At 67.7% G+C, this 18,389-nt stretch carries 25 protein-coding genes; all 25 read left to right on the forward strand.

The features are described from left to right. The first annotated feature begins 65 nt into the window (after window positions 1-65). Window positions 66-3,953 carry a DNA-directed RNA polymerase subunit beta' gene (locus ACMCNK_RS26695; protein ID WP_412739108.1) on the forward strand — a complete coding sequence of 1,296 codons (3,888 nt, stop codon included), beginning with the start codon at window positions 66-68 and terminating at the stop codon, window positions 3,951-3,953. 108 nt (window positions 3,954-4,061) lie between these two features. Next, window positions 4,062-4,373 (forward strand): hypothetical protein, encoded by a 312-nt coding sequence (locus ACMCNK_RS26700; RefSeq protein WP_412741001.1) that lies wholly within the window; start codon window positions 4,062-4,064, stop codon window positions 4,371-4,373. A gap of 69 nt (window positions 4,374-4,442) precedes the next feature. Further along, window positions 4,443-5,003, forward strand: a complete 561-nt coding sequence (locus ACMCNK_RS26705) for a hypothetical protein (protein ID WP_412739109.1) — start codon at window positions 4,443-4,445, stop codon at window positions 5,001-5,003. Window positions 5,004-5,435: 432 nt separating this feature from the next. Next, complete coding sequence (gene rpsL / locus ACMCNK_RS26710) at window positions 5,436-5,810, forward strand: 30S ribosomal protein S12 (protein WP_014440718.1); 375 nt, start codon at window positions 5,436-5,438, stop codon at window positions 5,808-5,810. Between the two features lies 1 nt (window position 5,811). After that, window positions 5,812-6,282 carry a 30S ribosomal protein S7 gene (gene rpsG / locus ACMCNK_RS26715; RefSeq protein WP_412739110.1) on the forward strand — a complete coding sequence of 157 codons (471 nt, stop codon included), beginning with the start codon at window positions 5,812-5,814 and terminating at the stop codon, window positions 6,280-6,282. 87 nt (window positions 6,283-6,369) lie between these two features. Next, complete coding sequence (gene fusA, locus ACMCNK_RS26720; RefSeq protein WP_412739111.1) at window positions 6,370-8,466, forward strand: elongation factor G; 2,097 nt, start codon at window positions 6,370-6,372, stop codon at window positions 8,464-8,466. A 116-nt stretch (window positions 8,467-8,582) separates the two neighbouring features. Then, window positions 8,583-9,776 (forward strand): elongation factor Tu, encoded by a 1,194-nt coding sequence (tuf, locus tag ACMCNK_RS26725; RefSeq protein ID WP_130510630.1) that lies wholly within the window; start codon window positions 8,583-8,585, stop codon window positions 9,774-9,776. A gap of 323 nt (window positions 9,777-10,099) precedes the next feature. Beyond that, complete coding sequence (rpsJ, locus tag ACMCNK_RS26730; RefSeq protein ID WP_007073037.1) at window positions 10,100-10,408, forward strand: 30S ribosomal protein S10; 309 nt, start codon at window positions 10,100-10,102, stop codon at window positions 10,406-10,408. A gap of 11 nt (window positions 10,409-10,419) precedes the next feature. Next, a complete protein-coding gene (gene rplC / locus ACMCNK_RS26735) occupies window positions 10,420-11,070 on the forward strand; it encodes a 50S ribosomal protein L3 (RefSeq protein WP_412739112.1) in 651 nt (216 codons plus the stop codon). Next, window positions 11,067-11,708: a 50S ribosomal protein L4 gene (rplD, locus tag ACMCNK_RS26740; RefSeq protein WP_412739113.1), complete on the forward strand. Its 642-nt coding sequence runs from the start codon at window positions 11,067-11,069 to the stop codon at window positions 11,706-11,708. Before rplC ends, rplD begins: the two co-directional genes overlap by 4 nt. Beyond that, the gene (gene rplW, locus ACMCNK_RS26745; RefSeq protein WP_412739114.1) at window positions 11,705-12,007 is read left to right on the forward strand and encodes a 50S ribosomal protein L23; all 303 of its coding nucleotides are present in this window, start codon (window positions 11,705-11,707) and stop codon (window positions 12,005-12,007) included. The genes rplD and rplW overlap by 4 nt, the downstream gene beginning before the upstream one ends. 12 nt (window positions 12,008-12,019) lie before the next feature. Further along, window positions 12,020-12,859 carry a 50S ribosomal protein L2 gene (gene rplB / locus ACMCNK_RS26750; protein WP_130510634.1) on the forward strand — a complete coding sequence of 280 codons (840 nt, stop codon included), beginning with the start codon at window positions 12,020-12,022 and terminating at the stop codon, window positions 12,857-12,859. Window positions 12,860-12,874: 15 nt separating this feature from the next. Then, window positions 12,875-13,156, forward strand: a complete 282-nt coding sequence (gene rpsS / locus ACMCNK_RS26755; protein ID WP_071803322.1) for a 30S ribosomal protein S19 — start codon at window positions 12,875-12,877, stop codon at window positions 13,154-13,156. 37 nt (window positions 13,157-13,193) lie between these two features. Continuing rightward, window positions 13,194-13,652, forward strand: a complete 459-nt coding sequence (gene rplV, locus ACMCNK_RS26760) for a 50S ribosomal protein L22 (protein ID WP_412739115.1) — start codon at window positions 13,194-13,196, stop codon at window positions 13,650-13,652. After that, the gene (rpsC, locus tag ACMCNK_RS26765; RefSeq protein ID WP_412739116.1) at window positions 13,652-14,485 is read left to right on the forward strand and encodes a 30S ribosomal protein S3; all 834 of its coding nucleotides are present in this window, start codon (window positions 13,652-13,654) and stop codon (window positions 14,483-14,485) included. Before rplV ends, rpsC begins: the two co-directional genes overlap by 1 nt. Window positions 14,486-14,488: 3 nt before the next feature. Beyond that, entirely contained in the window at window positions 14,489-14,914 is a 426-nt protein-coding gene (gene rplP / locus ACMCNK_RS26770; protein ID WP_127545789.1) for a 50S ribosomal protein L16, read from the forward strand. Beyond that, complete coding sequence (gene rpmC, locus ACMCNK_RS26775) at window positions 14,914-15,150, forward strand: 50S ribosomal protein L29 (protein WP_130510637.1); 237 nt, start codon at window positions 14,914-14,916, stop codon at window positions 15,148-15,150. The genes rplP and rpmC overlap by 1 nt, the downstream gene beginning before the upstream one ends. Continuing rightward, on the forward strand, window positions 15,147-15,422 hold the full coding sequence (rpsQ, locus tag ACMCNK_RS26780; RefSeq protein WP_412739117.1) for a 30S ribosomal protein S17: 276 nt from the start codon (window positions 15,147-15,149) through the stop codon (window positions 15,420-15,422). The genes rpmC and rpsQ overlap by 4 nt, the downstream gene beginning before the upstream one ends. Before the next feature lie 91 nt (window positions 15,423-15,513). Then, window positions 15,514-15,882 carry a 50S ribosomal protein L14 gene (rplN, locus tag ACMCNK_RS26785; protein WP_023358185.1) on the forward strand — a complete coding sequence of 123 codons (369 nt, stop codon included), beginning with the start codon at window positions 15,514-15,516 and terminating at the stop codon, window positions 15,880-15,882. Continuing rightward, a complete protein-coding gene (rplX, locus tag ACMCNK_RS26790) occupies window positions 15,879-16,199 on the forward strand; it encodes a 50S ribosomal protein L24 (RefSeq protein WP_412741002.1) in 321 nt (106 codons plus the stop codon). The genes rplN and rplX overlap by 4 nt, the downstream gene beginning before the upstream one ends. Continuing rightward, the gene (rplE, locus tag ACMCNK_RS26795; protein WP_412739118.1) at window positions 16,199-16,768 is read left to right on the forward strand and encodes a 50S ribosomal protein L5; all 570 of its coding nucleotides are present in this window, start codon (window positions 16,199-16,201) and stop codon (window positions 16,766-16,768) included. The genes rplX and rplE overlap by 1 nt, the downstream gene beginning before the upstream one ends. 2 nt (window positions 16,769-16,770) lie before the next feature. After that, window positions 16,771-16,956, forward strand: coding sequence for a type Z 30S ribosomal protein S14 (locus ACMCNK_RS26800; protein WP_106130632.1), 186 nt, complete (start codon window positions 16,771-16,773; stop codon window positions 16,954-16,956). A gap of 73 nt (window positions 16,957-17,029) precedes the next feature. Beyond that, on the forward strand, window positions 17,030-17,437 hold the full coding sequence (gene rpsH / locus ACMCNK_RS26805; protein ID WP_412739119.1) for a 30S ribosomal protein S8: 408 nt from the start codon (window positions 17,030-17,032) through the stop codon (window positions 17,435-17,437). A gap of 13 nt (window positions 17,438-17,450) precedes the next feature. After that, window positions 17,451-17,990 carry a 50S ribosomal protein L6 gene (gene rplF, locus ACMCNK_RS26810; protein ID WP_412739120.1) on the forward strand — a complete coding sequence of 180 codons (540 nt, stop codon included), beginning with the start codon at window positions 17,451-17,453 and terminating at the stop codon, window positions 17,988-17,990. Window positions 17,991-17,998: 8 nt separating this feature from the next. After that, window positions 17,999-18,382 carry a 50S ribosomal protein L18 gene (rplR, locus tag ACMCNK_RS26815; protein ID WP_412741003.1) on the forward strand — a complete coding sequence of 128 codons (384 nt, stop codon included), beginning with the start codon at window positions 17,999-18,001 and terminating at the stop codon, window positions 18,380-18,382. Window positions 18,383-18,389 lie beyond the last annotated feature (7 nt).

An 18,389-nucleotide genomic window follows, 5' to 3' on the forward strand; every position in this document is an offset into this window, starting at 1 on the left:
CGAGCCGGGGACGCCCCCGCCGGCCTGGAATTTATCCGAGCAACGAAACACGAGGGATAGTCCAAGTGCTCGACGTCAACTTCTTCGACGAGTTGCGCATCGGCCTTGCTACCGCTGACGACATCCGGCAGTGGTCGCACGGTGAGGTCAAGAAGCCCGAGACGATCAACTACCGCACTCTCAAGCCCGAGAAGGACGGACTCTTCTGCGAGAAGATCTTCGGTCCGCAGCGGGACTGGGAGTGCTATTGCGGCAAGTACAAGCGCGTACGGTTCAAGGGCATCATCTGTGAGCGCTGCGGCGTCGAGGTGACCCGGTCCAAGGTTCGCCGTGAGCGCATGGGCCACATCGAGCTGGCCGCGTCGGTCACGCACATCTGGTACTTCAAGGGTGTGCCGAGCCGGCTGGGCTACCTGCTCGACCTGGCCCCCAAGGACCTCGAGAAGATCATCTACTTCGCCTCGTACGTGATCACGAGCGTGGACGCCGACGCGCGTCACCGCGACATGTCCACGATCGAGAACGAGATCTTCGCCGAGAAGCGGCAGGCGGAGAACAGCCGCGACTCCGAGATCGAGAAGCGGGCCGCCAAGCTGGAGCAGGACCTGGCCGAGCTGGAGGCCGAGGGCGCGAAGGCAGACGTGCGTCGCAAGGTCAAGGAGGCTGGCGAGCGCGAGATGCGCCAGATCCGCGACAAGGCGCAGCGCGAGATCGACCGCCTCGACGAGGTGCTCGACACCTTCCGCAAGCTCGACTCGAAGCAGCTGGTCACGGATGAGCTGCTCTACCGCGAACTGCGCGACCGTTTCGGTGAGTACTTCACCGGCGGCATGGGCGCCGAGGCGATCAAGGCGCTGCTGGAGGCCATGGACCTCGACGCCGAGGCGGAGAACCTTCGCGAGATCATCCGTACGGGCAAGGGGCAGCGCAAGATCCGGGCGCTCAAGCGGCTCAAGGTGGTCGCGGCGTTCCTGAACACGCGCAACTCGCCGCTGGGCATGGTGCTGGACTGCGTCCCGGTCATCCCGCCGGACCTGCGCCCGATGGTGCAGCTCGACGGTGGCCGGTTCGCCACCAGCGACCTGAACGACCTGTACCGCCGGGTGATCAACCGCAACAACCGGCTCAAGCGCCTGATCGACCTGGGCGCGCCCGAGATCATCGTCAACAACGAAAAGCGGATGCTGCAGGAGGCCGTCGACGCGCTGTTCGACAACGGCCGCCGTGGCCGGCCGGTCACCGGCCCGGGTAACCGTCCGCTGAAGTCGCTGTCCGACATGCTCAAGGGCAAGCAGGGCCGGTTCCGGCAGAACCTGCTGGGCAAGCGCGTCGACTACTCCGGCCGTTCCGTCATCGTCGTCGGCCCCCGGCTCAAGCTGCACCAGTGTGGCCTGCCGAAGCAGATGGCGCTGGAGCTGTTCAAGCCGTTCGTGATGAAGCGCCTGGTGGATCTCAACCACGCGCAGAACATCAAGTCCGCCAAGCGGATGGTCGAGCGGCAGCGTCCCGTCGTGTGGGACGTCCTGGAGGAGGTCATCAGCGAGCACCCCGTGCTGCTGAACCGCGCGCCGACCCTGCACCGCCTCGGCATCCAGGCCTTCGAGCCGCAGCTGGTCGAGGGCAAGGCGATCCAGATCCACCCGCTGGTCTGCACCGCGTTCAACGCGGACTTCGACGGTGACCAGATGGCGGTGCACGTGCCGCTGTCGGCCGAGGCGCAGGCCGAGGCCCGCATCCTCATGCTGTCGTCGAACAACATCCTCAAGCCGGCCGACGGCAAGCCGGTCACCATGCCCACCCAGGACATGGTCATCGGCCTGTACCACCTGACCCACCTGACGCCGGGCGCGAAGGGTGAGGGCCGGGTGTTCTCCTCCGACGCCGAGGCGCGGATGGCGTTCGACAACGGCGAGCTGCACCTGCAGGCGCCGGTGAAGATCCGGCTCCGCGAGGTCGTCGGCGTGGACAACGGCGCCAAGGCCGAGCCGTGGTCGGCGCCGGAGGACTGGACGTCGGGCGACTCGGTGCTGGTGGAGACCACCCTCGGTCGGGTGATCTTCAACGAGACGCTGCCGCCGGGGTACCGGTACGTCAACTACGAGATCCGCAAGGGTCAGCTGTCGGCGATCGTCAACGACCTCGCCGAGCGCTTCCCGAAGGTGGCCCTGGCGGCCACCCTGGACGCGCTCAAGGAGGCCGGCTTCCACTGGGCCACCTGGTCCGGTGTGACGATCGGCATGGGCGACGTCATCGGCCCCCCGCGCAAGCCGGAGATCCTGAGCCGCTACCAGGTGGAGGCGGACCGGATCGACAAGCAGTACCAGCGTGGTCTGATGACCGCCGAGGAGCGCCGCGGCGAGCTGATCGAGATCTGGACCAAGGCGACCAACGAGATCTCCAAGGAGATGGAAACCGCGCTGCCGCAGGAGAACCCGCTCTGGGTGATGATCAACTCCGGCGCTCGCGGTAACCTGCTCCAGCTCCGGCAGATCGCCGCGATCCGTGGTCTGGTGGCCAACCCCAAGGGCGAGATCATCCCGAGGCCGATCACCTCGTCGTACCGCGAAGGTCTGACCGTGCTGGAGTACTTCATCTCCACGCACGGCGCCCGTAAGGGTCTGGCCGACACCGCGCTGCGGACCGCCGACTCGGGTTACCTGACCCGGCGTCTGGTGGACGTCTCTCAGGACGTCATCATCCGCGAGGAGGACTGCGGCACCGACCGCGCCATCCCGATGCAGGTGGCGGACCGGGTGGACGGTGGGCTTGTCGTGCACGTGCACGCCGAGACCGGCGTGCACGCCCGGACGATCGCCGACACCATGACGGACGCCAATGGCAACGTCGTGGTCGAGCGTGGTGAGGACCTCAACTCGATCCTGGTCGACAAGCTGGTTGCGGCGGGCGTCGAGAACGTGCGGGTGCGCAGCGTGCTGACCTGTGAGTCCAAGCTGGGCGTCTGCGCAGCCTGCTACGGCCGTTCGCTGCCGACCGGCAAGTCGGTCGACATCGGCGAGGCAGTCGGCATCATCGCGGCCCAGTCCATCGGTGAGCCGGGTACGCAGCTGACGATGCGTACCTTCCACACCGGTGGTGTCGCGGGTGAGGACATCACCCAGGGTCTGCCGCGTGTGCAGGAGATCTTCGAGGCCCGAGTGCCCAAGGGCAAGGCGCCCATCGCCGACACCCCGGGCCGCATCCGCATCGAGGACGGCGAGCGCTCGCGGAAGATCGTCGTGATCCCGGACGACGGCAGCGACGAGATCGTGTACGACAAGATCTCGAAGCGCGTGAAGCTGCGGGCGCACGACGGGGACCACGTCGAGGTCGGCGAGAAGCTCACCGAGGGCACCATCGACCCGCACGAGCTGCTGCGGATCATGGGTCCGCGGGCGGTCCAGGTCCACCTGACCCAGGAGGTCCAGGAGGTCTACCGCTCGCAGGGTGTGCTCATCCACGACAAACACATCGAGATCATCATCCGCCAGATGCTGAAGCGGGTGACGGTCATCGACTCCGGCGCGACCGAGTTCCTGCCGGGTGTGCTGGTCGACCGGGCGCTGTTCGAGTCGGAGAACCGCCGGCTCGTCGGCGAGGGTGGCGAGCCCGCCGCCGGTCGCCCCGTACTGATGGGTATCACCAAGGCCTCGCTGGCCACCGACTCCTGGCTCTCGGCGGCCTCCTTCCAGGAGACCACCCGCGTGCTGACCGACGCGGCGATCAACTCGCGCAGCGACTCGCTCGTCGGCCTCAAGGAGAACGTCATCATCGGCAAGCTCATCCCGGCCGGTACGGGCATCAGCAAGTACCGCAACATCCGGGTCGAGCCCACCGAGGAGGCCAAGGCCAAGGTGTACTCGATGACCGGGTACCCGGAGACCGACTACGGGTTCGGGCCGGCCAGCGGGCAGGCTGTGCCGCTGGACGACTTCGACTTCGGGTCGTACCGCTAGCAGTTCCGGCTTGTACGCCGGGGGCGGTCGCGCGATGCGCGGCCGCCCCTTCGGCGTTCCTATGATGGCCTGGTGACCCTTCCCGCCGGAGTCCCGACGCGACACCCGATGGACCCGGAGCCCGTGGCCTCCACCAAGGCCCGGGCGGTGTTCGTGCTCGGCCTGGCGGCACTGCTCAGCGGGGCATTCATCGGCGGCGTGATCCCTGCCACGATTGCGCTGCTGCTGGCCCGGCAGGCGGAGCGCCAGGCCTACGCGGCCGGCGGTTACCTGACCGGTGGCCGGTGGGTGCGTCGTGGCCGCGTGCTGGCCTGGGCCGGGATCGTGTTGGCCACGGCGACGCTGGTGATCGCGGCCATCGCCGGGCTGCTGCACCTCGCGGGGCCGGCCGGCCCGGACTTCGACTCCCATACGGACTGAGGCGGGCCCGGTCATCGTCCCCGCGTGGCCGGGCTGCGGCACTTCACGGACGGGTGACATGCTCGGGGGGTGACGCAGCCACCGGGTACGTGGTCGGGCGGGCAGTTCGACGCGCCGCCGCCGACCCATACCGTCCCTTTCCCGTCCGTCGTTCCTGGGCAGCCACCCGCCGGTGGCCGGTACTACGGGCAGCCCTCGGCGTACCCGCTTCCGCCCGCGCCCGGTGAGCGCTGGCGCCCGGCCCGGGTCGATCCCGTGGCGGGCACCGAGTTCGGCCTGGTGCAGTACGCCGTCGCCCCGATCGCCTCCGGGCTGGCGACCGGCGCACTGATCGCCGGCATCGCCTCCATCCTGGTGTCGCTGCTCGTGTTCTGTTTCGGGCTGTCCGGGGCGACCGAAGGCTGGGGCGGCTGGGTCGGTGGCGCGTTCACCGTGCTCGCCGTAATGGCGGGGGGCGGTGCGATCGGGGTGGGGCTGGCGGGCCTGCGACAGATCCGCCGGTCCGGGGTCTCCGGCCGGGCCCGGTTCACCGGCCGTGGCCGCGCCATCGCGGGTATCTCGTGCGGGGGAGTCGGCGCTGGGCTGGCCCTGGTGGCGCTGGCGTTGACACTGATGCTGCAGTTCTCGTGACCGCCGCCCACCCGGGTTCGGGCACTGCGCCCATGCCGTGTCTGGGCACCCGGTACACTTGGTGCGCGGAGATGTCCGTCGTGGGGTCAGGTCTTCATGAGGACCGAGTTCATGCTGATCACAGCGTGATGTCGGGCCGGTAAGGCGCCTCGTTTTGACCTGCGTGCCTGCGATGGGTACTCTTTCCCCTCGTGCCTGGGCTTGCCCGGGCAACTCGTGCGTGCGCCCGAGTCGGTTAGTGCGACGGGGCAGCAGCACGATGGGCGTCGAGCCCTGACAAAGACAAGACCCGCTGTGCATCGCGCGGCGGGACCGTGAGCCGGACGACACGCCCGACCGCGGGTGCCGGGCGGGCCACCGCTCGGCACACACAGGCAGTACGAGAAGACGGTGCGGCCGCAACAAAGCGGCCGAAGGGAGCGGAGAAACCCGGTGCCCACGATCCAGCAGCTGGTCCGCAAGGGCCGCCAGGCGAAGACGAGCAAGACCAAGACGCCGGCGCTGAAGGGAAGTCCTCAGCGGCGCGGCGTGTGCACGCGCGTGTACACCACTACCCCCAAGAAGCCCAACTCTGCGCTGCGCAAGGTTGCTCGTGTGAAGCTCAGCAGCCAGATCGAGGTCACGGCGTACATCCCGGGCGTCGGTCACAACCTGCAGGAGCACTCGATCGTGCTCGTGCGCGGCGGCCGTGTGAAGGACCTGCCCGGCGTCCGCTACAAGATCGTCCGCGGTTCGCTGGACACCCAGGGTGTCCGCAACCGCAAGCAGGCTCGCAGCCGCTACGGCGCGAAGAAGGAGAAGAGCTGACATGCCGCGTAAAGGCCCCGCGCCGCGCCACCCGGTCGTTCCGGACCCGGTGTACAACTCGCCGCTGGTAACGCAGCTCGTCAACAAGATCCTCATCGGCGGCAAGCGTCAGCTCGCCGAGCGCATCGTGTACGGCGCACTGGAGGGCTGCCGGGAGAAGACCGGCACCGACCCGGTGGTCACCCTCAAGCGTGCGATGGACAACGTGAAGCCGACCCTCGAGGTCCGCAGCCGCCGCGTCGGTGGCGCGACCTACCAGGTGCCGGTCGAGGTTCGCACCCCCCGGCAGACGACCCTGGGTCTGCGTTGGCTGGTCCAGTACTCCAAGGCCCGCCGTGAGAAGACCATGATCGAGCGCCTCCAGAACGAGCTGCTCGACGCCAGCAACGGGCTCGGTGCCGCGGTCAAGCGGCGCGAGGACACGCACAAGATGGCGGAGTCCAACAAGGCCTTCGCGCACTACCGCTGGTAACGAAGCGCAGCCGGCCCGGTTCCCGCCGGGCCGGCGTAGCAGTCGTACCGGTCCACGAGACGACGACGTAGAAAAGTAGGGATTGAAGTGGCCGCCGCAGACGCGCTCGCCAAGGTACGCAACATCGGCATCATGGCGCACATCGACGCTGGTAAGACCACGACGACCGAGCGGATCCTGTTCTACACCGGTATCACGTACAAGATCGGTGAAGTCCACGAGGGCGCGGCCGTCATGGACTGGATGGAGCAGGAACAGGAACGCGGCATCACCATCACCTCCGCCGCCACCAAGTGCGAGTGGAAGGGACACACGATCCAGATCATCGACACGCCCGGCCACGTCGACTTCACGGTCGAGGTCGAGCGGTCGCTGCGTGTTCTGGACGGCGCGGTCGCGGTGTACGACGGTGTGGCCGGCGTGGAGCCGCAGACCGAGAACGTGTGGCGGCAGGCGGACAAGTACCACGTCCCGCGCATGTGCTTCGTCAACAAGCTCGACCGGACCGGCGCGGACTTCTTCCGCTGTGTCCAGATGATGATCGACCGGCTGAACGCCACCCCGCTGGTGCTGCAGATCCCGATCGGCCTCGAGGGCGACCACATCGGCGTCGTCGACCTGGTCGGCATGCGCGCGCTCACCTGGCGCGGTGAGACCCAGAAGGGCGAGGACTACGCGGTCGAGGAGATCCCGGCCGACCTCGTCGACTCCGCGAACGAGTGGCGCGACAAGCTGATCGAGACCCTGGCCGACGTCGACGACGCCGTCATGGAGAAGTACCTCGAGGGCGAAGAGGTCTCCCAGGACGAGATCGTGGCCGCGATCCGGCGCGCGACGATCGCCAGCAAGGCGAACCCGGTGCTGTGCGGTTCGGCGTTCAAGAACAAGGGCGTGCAGCCCATGCTCGATGCCGTGGTTGCGTACCTGCCGTCGCCGCTGGACGTCCCGGCCATCGACGGCACCGCGACGGACGGCGAGACGCCGATCCTGCGCAAGCCGTCGAACGACGAGCCGTTCGCCGCGCTGGCCTTCAAGATCCAGACGGACAAGCACCTCGGCAAGCTCACCTACGTCCGGGTCTACTCCGGCACGCTCGAGTCCGGTTCCCAAGTGGTCAACTCCACCAAGGACCGCAAGGAGCGGATCGGCAAGATCTACCAGATGCACGCGAACAAGCGTGAGGAGCGTCCCACGGCGCAGGCCGGCGACATCATCGCCGTCCAGGGCCTGAAGCAGACCACCACCGGTGACACCCTCAGCGACCCGGCGAACCCGGTCATCCTCGAGTCGATGACGTTCCCGGAGCCGGTCATCCAGGTGGCGATCGAGCCGAAGACCAAGTCGGACCAGGAGAAGCTCGGCACCGCCATCCAGCGGCTCGCCGAGGAGGACCCGACGTTCCGCGTCTGGAACGACGAGGAGACCGGCCAGACGGTCATCGCCGGCATGGGCGAGCTGCACCTCGACATCCTCGTCGACCGCATGCGGCGCGAGTTCAACGTCGAGGCCAACATCGGTAAGCCGCAGGTGGCGTACCGCGAGACGATCCGCGGCACCGTGGAGAAGCTCGACTACGTCCACAAGAAGCAGACCGGTGGCTCGGGCCAGTACGCGAAGGTCATCGTCAAGCTGGAGCCGCTGCCGATGTCGGCGGACGGCCCGACGTACGAGTTCGTCAACGCGGTCTCCGGTGGTCGCATCCCCAAGGAGTTCATCCCCTCGGTGGACGCGGGCGCCCAGGACGCCATGCAGTACGGCGTGCTGGCCGGCTTCCCGCTGGTCGGTGTCAAGCTGACCCTGCTGGACGGCCAGTACCACGAGGTCGACTCGTCCGAGATGGCGTTCAAGATCGCCGGCTCGATGGTGATGAAGGAGGCGGCCCGCAAGGCCGACCCCGCGCTGCTCGAGCCGATGATGTCGGTCGAGGTCACGACGCCCGAGGACAACATGGGCGACGTCATCGGCGACCTCAACTCCCGCCGTGGGATCATCCAGTCGATGGAGGAGCGCTCCGGCGCCCGCCTCGTCAAGGCTCTGGTGCCGCTCTCGGAAATGTTCGGCTATGTCGGCGACCTCCGGTCGAAGACTCAGGGCCGGGCCAGCTACAGCATGCAGTTCGACTCCTACGCCGAGGTCCCGGCCAACGTGGCGAAGGAGATCATCGCGAAGGCCACCGGGGCCTGATCGGTGAGGCGCGTGCGGTCCGTCGCGGGCCGCACGCGCACGAGCAGTCGACAGAGTCCTAAGCGCCACATCGGCGCGCCGGGCGAGAAAAGAACCCAGTCCACAGGAGGACACCAGTGGCGAAGGCGAAGTTCGAGCGGACTAAGCCGCACGTCAACATCGGCACCATTGGTCACATCGACCACGGTAAGACGACGCTGACTGCGGCCATCACGAAGGTCCTGCACGACCAGTACCCGGACCTGAACCCGTACACCCCGTTCGACGAGATCGACAAGGCGCCTGAAGAGAAGGCCCGTGGTATCACGATCTCGATCGCGCACGTCGAGTACCAGACCGCGGCGCGGCACTACGCGCACGTGGACTGCCCCGGCCACGCCGACTACATCAAGAACATGATCACCGGTGCCGCGCAGATGGACGGCGCGATCCTGGTGGTCGCGGCGACCGACGGCCCGATGCCGCAGACCAAGGAGCACGTGCTCCTGGCCCGCCAGGTCGGCGTTCCGTACATCGTCGTGGCGCTGAACAAGAGCGACATGGTCGAGGACGAGGAGCTCCTGGAGCTCGTCGAGCTCGAGGTCCGCGAGCTGCTCAGCACGTACGAGTTCCCGGGCGACGACGTGCCGGTCGTGCGCGTCTCCGCGCTCAAGGCGCTCGAGGGCGACCCGACCTGGTCGGAGAAGCTCATGGAGCTGATGAACGCGGTCGACACCGCGATCCCGCAGCCCGAGCGTGAGACCGAGAAGCCGTTCCTCATGCCGATCGAGGACGTCTTCACGATCACCGGTCGCGGTACGGTCGTCACCGGCCGGGCCGAGCGCGGCATCCTCAAGCCGAACGAGGAGGTCGAGATCGTCGGCATCCGCGAGAAGTCGACGAAGACCGTCTGCACCGGCATCGAGATGTTCCGCAAGCTGCTCGACGAGGCCCGTGCGGGCGAGAACGTCGGTCTGCTGCTGCGCGGTATCAAGCGCGAGGACGTCGAGCGCGGCATGGTGGTCGTCAAGCCGGGCACCACGACCCCGCACACGGAGTTTGAGGGCCAGGTCTACATCCTCTCGAAGGAAGAGGGCGGCCGGCACACCCCGTTCTTCCAGAACTACCGTCCGCAGTTCTACTTCCGTACCACGGACGTCACCGGCGTCGTCACGCTGCCCGAGGGCACCGAGATGGTCATGCCGGGCGACTCCACCACCATGAGCGTGAAGCTGATCCAGCCGATCGCCATGGAGCAGGGCCTGAAGTTCGCGATCCGCGAGGGTGGCCGCACCGTCGGCGCCGGAACGGTCACGAAGATCAACAAGTGAGTACGGTGACCCCGATTAGCGTTGCCGCAGTGAATACGGCATACTAGTCAGGTTGCGTCCGCGCAGGGTGGTTGGCAGTCCGTCGCTTCGCAAGGGGTGGAGCTGCCAACCGCCCTCGCCCGGTGTCCGGCGCGTGCTTCGGCCGCCGGCACCCTGATCCCCGCGATCACCGATCGCTCCAGCGTGCTGGGGTGAGTCAGGTTTCGGCGCGCGACACGCCCGACCGCGGGGGTCGGACATCGCAGGATCGACGGTCCTGCGGGCATGCGAGGGCCACCCGCTTTCGCACGTAGCGGCATCGAGAGAAGGAAACAGAAGCCACCATGGCGGGACAGAAGATCCGCATCCGGCTCAAGGCCTATGACCACGAGGTCGTCGACTCCTCGGCGCGAAAGATCGTCGAGACGGTGACGCGTACCGGGGCGCAGGTTGCAGGCCCGGTGCCGCTGCCCACGGAGATCAACCGTTTCTGCGTGATCCGTTCGCCGCACAAGTACAAGGACTCGCGCGAGCACTTCGAGATGCGCACGCACAAGCGTCTGATCGACATCATCGACCCGACTCCGAAGACGGTCGACTCGCTCATGCGCCTCGACCTGCCGGCTGGCGTCGACATCGAGATCAAGCTGTAGGGATCCGGACAATGGACAGGCAAGTTAAGGGCATCCTGGGCGCCAAGCTCGGCATGACTCAGGTGTGGGACAACGGCAAGGTCGTCCCAGTCACCGTGGTGCAGGCCGGCCCGTGCGTCGTGACCCAGGTCCGCACCCCCGAGAAGGACGGCTACGCCGCCGTCCAGCTGGCGTTCGGCGCCATCGACCCGCGCAAGGTCAACAAGCCCGAGGGCGGCCACTACGCGAAGGCCGGCGTGTCGCCGCGGCGGCACATCGTCGAGCTGCGCACCGTGGACGCGACCGAGTACGAGCTCGGCCAGGAGGTCACCGTCGAGGCGTTCGCGCCCGGGACCCCGATCGACGTCACGGGCAAGACCAAGGGCAAGGGCTACGCCGGCGTCATGAAGCGGCACGGCTTCCACGGTCTCAAGGGCAGCCACGGTGTCGAGCGCAAGCACCGTTCGCCCGGCTCGATCGGCGCCTGCGCCACCCCGGCCCGCGTCTTCAAGGGCACCCGGATGGCCGGCCGCATGGGCAGCCGCCGTTTCACGGTGCAGAACCTGACCGTGCAGGGCGTCGACACCGACAACAACCTGATCCTGGTCAAGGGTGCCGTGCCCGGTCCCAAGGGCGCGCTGATCCTGGTCCGCACCGCGGCGAAGAAGGGTGGTGCCCAGTGAGTTCCGTCGACGTGCTGAACGCCGAGGGTGCCAAGTCCGGCTCCGTCGAGCTGCCCAACGACATCTTCGACGTGCAGGCGAACATCCCGCTGATGCACCAGGTCGTCGTGGCCCAGCTCGCCGCGGCCCGGCAGGGCACGCACAAGGCGAAGACCCGCGGCGAGGTCGCCGGTGGCGGCAAGAAGCCGTACAAGCAGAAGGGCACCGGCCGCGCCCGTCAGGGCTCGATCCGTGCGCCGCAGTTCACCGGCGGTGGTGTGGTGCACGGCCCCGTGCCGCGCGACTACAGCCAGCGGACCCCCAAGAAGATGAAGGCCGCCGCGCTGCGCGGTGCCCTCTCCGACCGGGCCCGCGAGGGCCGGGTGCACGTGGTCGAGGCGTTCGTCAGCGGCGAGAAGCCGTCGACCAAGGCCGCGATCGCCACGCTGCGCAAGGCCACCGAGGCCACGAAGGTCCTGGTCGTGCTGAGCGCCCACGACGAGCTGAACTGGCTGTCGCTGCGCAACGAGGCGACCGTCCACCTGATCGAGGCCGGCCAGCTGAACACGTACGACGTGCTGGTCGCCGACGACGTCGTCTTCACGAAGGACGCGCTGGACGAGTTCCTGGGCGTGCCGGCCGAGGAGGGGAACAAGTGAGCACGATCGCCGACCCGCGCGACATCATCGTCGCACCCGTGGTCTCCGAGAAGAGCTACAGCGTTCTCGACCAGAACTGGTACACGTTCCTCGTCCACCCGGACGCGAACAAGACCCAGATCAAGATCGCGATCCAGCAGATCTTCAATGTTCGCGTCCTGACGGTGAACACCGCCAACCGCGAGGGCAAGCGCAAGCGCACGAAGACCGGCTTCGGTCAGCGCAAGGCCACCAAGCGCGCGATGGTCAAGCTGGCTGACGGTGACCGTATCGAGGCCTTCGGCGGCCCGGTCAGCTAAGGGGTTTGACTCATGCCTATTCGTAAGTACAAGCCGACCACGCCGGGCCGCCGCGGCTCGAGCGTCGCCGACTTCGCGGAAATCACCCGGTCGACGCCGGAGAAGTCCCTGCTGGTCCCGCTGCCCAAGAAGGGCGGCCGCAACGTCCACGGCCGCATCACCACGCGGCACCAGGGCGGCGGCCACAAGCGGCAGTACCGGCTGATCGACTTCAAGCGCAACGACAAGGACGGCGTGCCGGCCAAGGTCGCGCACATCGAGTACGACCCCAACCGCACCGCCCGTATTGCACTGCTGCACTACGCCGACGGCGAGAAGCGCTACATCGTCGCGCCGAAGGACCTCAAGCAGGGCGACCGGGTCGAGTCGGGGCCGGGCGCGGACATCAAGCCGGGCAACAACCTGCCCCTGCGCAACATCCCGGTCGGTACGACGGTCCACGGCGTGGAGCTTCGTCCCGGCGGTGGCGCCAAGCTGGCCCGTTCGGCGGGCTGCGGCATCCAGCTGCTCGGCCGCGAGGGCGCGTACGCCACGCTGCGTATGCCCTCCGGTGAGATCCGCCGCGTCGATGTGCGCTGCCGCGCCACGGTCGGCGAGATCGGCAACGCCGACCAGTCGAACATCAACTGGGGCAAGGCCGGCCGCATGCGATGGAAGGGCAAGCGCCCGACCGTCCGTGGTGTCGCCATGAACCCGATCGACCACCCGCACGGTGGTGGTGAGGGCAAGACCTCCGGTGGTCGCCACCCGGTCAACCCGGCCGGTAAGCCGGAGGGCCGTACCCGCCGCAAGGGCCAGGAGAGCGACCGCATGATCGTTCGCCGCCGCTACGCCACCCGCAAGCGCGGGTAACGGGAGTAGAAGAAGATGCCTCGTAGCCTGAAGAAGGGCCCGTTCATCGACGACCACCTGCTCAAGAAGGTGGAAGTCCAGAACGAGAAGAACTCGAAGAACGTCATCAAGACCTGGTCGCGGCGCTCGACGATCATCCCCGACATGCTCGGGCACACGATCGCCGTGCACGACGGACGCAAGCACGTCCCGGTGTTCATCACCGAGGCCATGGTCGGCCACAAGCTCGGCGAGTTCGCGCTGACCCGTACGTTCAAGGGTCACGAGAAGGACGACCGCAAGAGCCGTCGGCGCTGAGCAGACACACGGATTAGAGGATCAAGGAGCTACAGCGATGCCAGTCAAGGGCGACGCACCGGCGCTTCCGGGCGCGCGGGCGGTTGCGCGTCACGTGCGCATCTCGCCGAACAAGGCGCGCCGGGTGATCAACCTCGTCCGCGGTCTGCCCGCGAAGGAGGCGCTCACGGTGCTGCAGTTCGCGCCGCAAGCGGCGAGTGAGCAGGTTTACAAGGTGCTCGCCAGCGCGATCGCGAACGCGGAGAACAACGAGCGGCTCGACCCCGACGCACTCCTCGTCAGTGAGGCGTTCGTCGACGAGGGTCCGACGCTGAAGCGGTTCCGGCCGCGCGCGCAGGGCCGGGCGTACCGGATCCGCAAGCGCACCTGCCACATCACCGTGGCGGTCGAGGCGGTCCAGACGGCCCGCCCGGCGAAGAAGGCCGCGGCGAAGAAGGCCACCAAGGCCGCTGAGCCGCAGGCCGCCGAGTCCCAGAGCACGGAGGGTGCCGAGTAATGGGTCAGAAGGTTCACCCCACCGGGTTCCGCCTCGGCATTTCCACGGACTGGAAGTCCCGCTGGTTCGCGGACAAGCTCTACAAGGACTACATCGGCGAGGACGTCAAGATCCGCCGGATGATGTCCAAGGGCCTGGAGCGTGCCGGCATCTCCAAGGTGGACATCGAGCGGACCCGCGACCGGGTCCGCGTCGACATCCACACCGCCCGGCCGGGCATCGTGATCGGCCGTAAGGGCGCGGAGGCCGACCGGATCCGCGGCGAGCTGGAGAAGCTCACCGGTAAGCAGGTCCAGCTGAACATCCTCGAGGTGAAGAGCCCCGAGTCGGACGCACAGCTGGTGGCGCAGGGCGTCGCCGAGCAGCTGTCCAGCCGGGTCAGCTTCCGCCGGGCGATGCGCAAGGCCATGCAGTCGGCGATGAAGAACCCGATCTGCAAGGGCATCCGGGTGCAGGTCTCCGGCCGTCTCGGCGGCGCGGAGATGAGCCGCACGGAGTTCTACCGTGAGGGTCGCGTCCCGCTGCACACCCTGCGCGCCAACATCGAGTACGGCTTCTTCGAGGCGCGTACCACGTTCGGCCGCATCGGCGTGAAGGTGTGGATCTACAAGGGCGACGCCGTGCCGGGCCGTGAGGCCCCGGCCGAGGCGCCTGCGCGTCCGCGCCGTGAGCGTGGCGACCGTCCCGAGCGTCCGCGCCGCGGCCGTTCCGGCTCGTCCGGGACCACCGCCGGGGGCACCGAGGCCGGTCGTGCGGCTCAGGCCGCCGCCACCGAGTCGACCGAAACAGCCGCGCCCGCCGCGGCTCCGGCCGAGACGCAGCAGGAGGGCTGACACATGCTGATGCCGCGTAAGCCCCCGAAGGGCTTCCGCAAGCCGCACCATCCGGACCGCTCCGGCGCGTCCAAGGGCGGCAACCGGGTGGTCTTCGGCGAGTTCGGTATCCAGGCGCTGGAGCCGGCGTATGTGACCAACCGGCAGATCGAGTCCGCGCGTATCGCGATGACCCGTCACATCAAGCGTGGTGGCAAGGTCTGGATCTCGATCTTCCCGGACCAGGCCCTGACCAAGAAGCCTGCCGAGACCCGGATGGGTTCCGGTAAGGGTTCGCCCGAGTGGTGGGTGGCGAACGTCAAGCCGGGTCGGATCCTCTTCGAGATGTCCTTCCCGAACGAGACGATCGCGCGCGAGGCGATGCGCCGCGCGATCCACAAGCTCCCGATGAAGTGCCGCATCGTGACACGCGAAGTGGGTGAAAGCTGATGGCAGCGGGCGTTAAGGCCGGCGAGCTGCGCGAACTCTCCGAGGAGGAGCTGGTCGCACGGCTGCGGGAGGCCAAGGCGGAGCTGTTCAACCTCCGCGTGCAGGGCGCCACGGGCCAGCTCGACAACCACCGTCGGCTGCAGGTCGTCCGTCGGGACATCGCACGGATCTACACGATCATGCGTGAGCGCGAGCTGGGTCTCTCGGTCGCGCCGGATGAGGTGACAACAGCATGAGTGAGAACAGCAACGCCGAGGCGCGGCCCCAGCGCAAGGTTCGCGAGGGCCTCGTGGTCAGCGACAAGATGGACAAGACCGTCGTCGTCGAGGTCGAGGACCGCGTCAAGCACGCCCTCTACGGCAAGGTTCTCCGTCGTACCAGCAAGCTGAAGGTGCACGACGAGCAGAACGCCTGCGGAATCGGCGACCGGGTGCTGTTGATGGAGACCCGTCCGCTGTCCGCCACCAAGCGGTGGCGGATCGTGGAGATCCTCGAAAAGGCCAAGTGAGCACGCCGGGCCGGTGATTCCGGCCCGGCGGCCCATCGTTCCGCCAAGCTTCGGTACGTCTCCGGAGAACTGGCAGACATAGGAGACAGACGTGATCCAGCAGGAGTCGCGACTGCGCGTCGCCGACAACACGGGTGCCCGGGAGATCCTGTGCATCCGCGTGCTCGGCGGCTCCGGTCGTCGCTACGCGAGCATCGGCGACGTCATCGTGGCCACGGTCAAGGACGCCATTCCGGGCGCCGGTGTGAAGAAGGGCGACGTCGTGAAGGCGGTCATCGTCCGCACCGCCAAGGAGCGGCGTCGCCCCGACGGCTCGTACATCCGGTTCGACGAGAACGCCGCCGTGATCATCAAGGACGGCGGTGACCCCCGCGGCACCCGCATCTTCGGCCCGGTCGGCCGCGAGCTGCGTGACAAGCGGTTCATGAAGATCATCAGCCTGGCGCCGGAGGTGCTCTGACCGTGAAGATCAAGAAGGGCGACACGGTCGTCGTCATCGCCGGCAAGGACAAGGGTGCCAAGGGCAAGGTCATCGCGGCCTTCCCGCGGCAGGACAAGGTTCTCGTCGAGGGCGTCAACCGCATCAAGAAGCACGAACGCATCCGCACCACTCAGCGCGGTTCCAAGACCGGTGGCATCGTCACGCAGGAAGCCCCGATCCACATCTCGAACGTGCAGATCGTGGACGACCAGGGCAAGCCGACCCGTGTCGGCTACCGGATCGACGACAACGGGCAGAAGATCCGTATCGCGCGTAGCACCGGTAAGGACCTGTGATGACTGCCGCTACCGAGACCAAGACCCTGCCCCGGCTCAAGCAGAAGTACCGCGAAGAGGTCGTCGCGGGACTCAAGGAGCAGTACAAGTACGGCAACCCCATGCAGGTTCCCGGCCTGGTGAAGGTCGTCGTGAACATGGGTGTGGGTGAGGCCGCCCGCGACGCCAAGCTGATCGACGGCGCCGTGCGTGACCTGACCACCATCACCGGCCAGAAGCCGCTCGTGCGCCGGGCCACCAAGTCCATCGCGCAGTTCAAGCTCCGCGAGGGCATGCCGATCGGCGCGAAGGTCACGCTGCGCGGCGACCGGATGTGGGAGTTCCTCGACCGGCTGCTGTCGATCGCGCTGCCCCGTATCCGCGACTTCCGCGGCCTGGACGGACGCAAGCTCGACGGGCACGGCAACTACACCTTCGGTCTGACCGAGCAGTCGGTGTTCCACGAGATCGACCAGGACAAGATCGACCGGACGCGCGGCATGGACATCACGGTGGTCACGACCGCCACCACCGACGACGAGGGCCGGGCGCTGCTCAAGCTCCTGGGCTTCCCGTTCAAGGAGAACTGAGCATGGCGAAGAAGGCGCTGATCCTCAAGGCTGCCGCGAAGCCGAAGTTCGCTGTGCGCGCGTACACCCGTTGCCAGCGCTGCGGGCGCCCGCACTCGGTCTACCGCAAGTTCGGCCTCTGCCGGGTGTGCATCCGGGAGATGGCCCACCGCGGCGAGCTCCCGGGCGTGTCGAAGGCTTCCTGGTAACCGACTTATTGCAACACCGCTTCGCCGTAGGCCCGCATCCGGGAACCCCGGCGAGAAAGGTTGACGAACACCCATGACGATGACTGACCCGATCGCAGACATGCTCACGCGTCTGCGTAACGCCAACCAGGCGTACCACGACAAGGTGGAGATGCCCTTCTCGAAGATCAAGGCGAACATCGCCGAGGTCCTCAAGGCAGAGGGTTACATCGCCGCCTGGTCGGCCGAGGAGCCCGCGGAGGGCGCGGTCGGCAAGCGTCTGGTCGTTGAGCTCAAGTACGGCCAGAACCGCGAGCGCAGCCTTGCCGGCATCAAGCGCGTGTCCAAGCCCGGTCTCCGGGTGTACGCCAAGTCCGACGAGCTCCCGCGCGTGCTCGGCGGCCTGGGCGTCGCGATCATTTCGACGTCCCAGGGGCTGCTGACCGACCGGCAGGCCCGCAAGCGGAGCGTTGGCGGGGAAGTCCTCGCCTTCGTCTGGTAACGGAGACTCTGACATGTCGCGAATCGGACGTAAGTCGATCCCGGTCCCGGCCGGTGTCGACGTCACCATCACGGGCCAGACCGTCAAGGTCAAGGGCCCCAAGGGCGAGCTCTCGCACGTCGTCTCCGAGCCGATCACGGTCGCGCAGGAGGGTGGCGAGCTGCACGTCAACCGCCCCAACGACGAGCGTCGGGCCAAGGAGCTGCACGGCCTGTCGCGCACCCTGGTCGCCAACATGATCATCGGTGTCACCGAGGGTTACAAGAAGACGCTGGAGATCAACGGCACCGGTTACCGCGTGACCGCCAAGGGCAAGGACCTCGAGTTCGCCCTCGGCTTCTCGCACCCGGTCAACGTGGTCGCCCCGGTCGGCATCGCCTTCTCGGTGGAGAAGCCCACCCAGTTCACGGTGTCGGGCATCGACAAGCAGCTCGTCGGCGAGGTCGCCGCGAACATCCGGAAGATCCGCCCGCCGGAGCCGTACAAGGGCAAGGGCGTCAAGTACCAGGGCGAGGTCATCCGCCGCAAGGCTGGAAAGGCAGGTAAGAAGTGACCGCCACGCTGCTCAAGCGCCGCAATGGCGGCGGTGTCGCCGCCAAGCGCTCCGTGGGCCGGGCGCGTCGGCACTTCCGGGTCCGCAAGCACCTGCGTGGCTCGGCCGAGCGTCCCCGTCTCGTCGTCACCCGATCGCTGCGGCACATCACCGCGCAGGTCATCGACGACCTCAAGGGGCACACGCTCGCCTCGGCCTCCACGCTGGACGCCTCGCTGCGCGGTGCCGAGGGCGACAAGAGCGCCCTGGCCGGCAAGGTCGGCGCCCTCATCGCCGAGCGGGCCAAGGCCGCGGGCGTGTCCAAGGTCGTCTTCGACCGCGGCGGCAACCAGTACGGCGGGCGGCTCGCCGCTCTCGCCGACGCCGCCCGCGAAGCCGGACTCGAGTTCTAGGAAGGAA

The sequence above is a fragment of the Krasilnikovia sp. MM14-A1259 genome, from assembly GCF_047159535.1.
Lineage (GTDB): Bacteria > Actinomycetota > Actinomycetes > Mycobacteriales > Micromonosporaceae > Actinoplanes.

Coding starts and splice junctions, on each gene's coding strand:
- ACMCNK_RS26700 (WP_412741001.1), top strand. CDS start 4,062: ATGGACCCGGAGCCCGTGGCCTCCACCAAGGCCCGGGCGGTGTTCGTG.
- rpsG (WP_412739110.1), top strand. CDS start 5,812: ATGCCGCGTAAAGGCCCCGCGCCGCGCCACCCGGTCGTTCCGGACCCG.
- rpsJ (WP_007073037.1), top strand. CDS start 10,100: ATGGCGGGACAGAAGATCCGCATCCGGCTCAAGGCCTATGACCACGAG.
- rplC (WP_412739112.1), top strand. CDS start 10,420: ATGGACAGGCAAGTTAAGGGCATCCTGGGCGCCAAGCTCGGCATGACT.
- rplB (WP_130510634.1), top strand. CDS start 12,020: ATGCCTATTCGTAAGTACAAGCCGACCACGCCGGGCCGCCGCGGCTCG.
- rpsS (WP_071803322.1), top strand. CDS start 12,875: ATGCCTCGTAGCCTGAAGAAGGGCCCGTTCATCGACGACCACCTGCTC.
- rplV (WP_412739115.1), top strand. CDS start 13,194: ATGCCAGTCAAGGGCGACGCACCGGCGCTTCCGGGCGCGCGGGCGGTT.
- rpsC (WP_412739116.1), top strand. CDS start 13,652: ATGGGTCAGAAGGTTCACCCCACCGGGTTCCGCCTCGGCATTTCCACG.
- rplP (WP_127545789.1), top strand. CDS start 14,489: ATGCTGATGCCGCGTAAGCCCCCGAAGGGCTTCCGCAAGCCGCACCAT.
- rpmC (WP_130510637.1), top strand. CDS start 14,914: ATGGCAGCGGGCGTTAAGGCCGGCGAGCTGCGCGAACTCTCCGAGGAG.
- rpsQ (WP_412739117.1), top strand. CDS start 15,147: ATGAGTGAGAACAGCAACGCCGAGGCGCGGCCCCAGCGCAAGGTTCGC.
- rplE (WP_412739118.1), top strand. CDS start 16,199: ATGACTGCCGCTACCGAGACCAAGACCCTGCCCCGGCTCAAGCAGAAG.
- ACMCNK_RS26800 (WP_106130632.1), top strand. CDS start 16,771: ATGGCGAAGAAGGCGCTGATCCTCAAGGCTGCCGCGAAGCCGAAGTTC.
- rpsH (WP_412739119.1), top strand. CDS start 17,030: ATGACGATGACTGACCCGATCGCAGACATGCTCACGCGTCTGCGTAAC.
- rplF (WP_412739120.1), top strand. CDS start 17,451: ATGTCGCGAATCGGACGTAAGTCGATCCCGGTCCCGGCCGGTGTCGAC.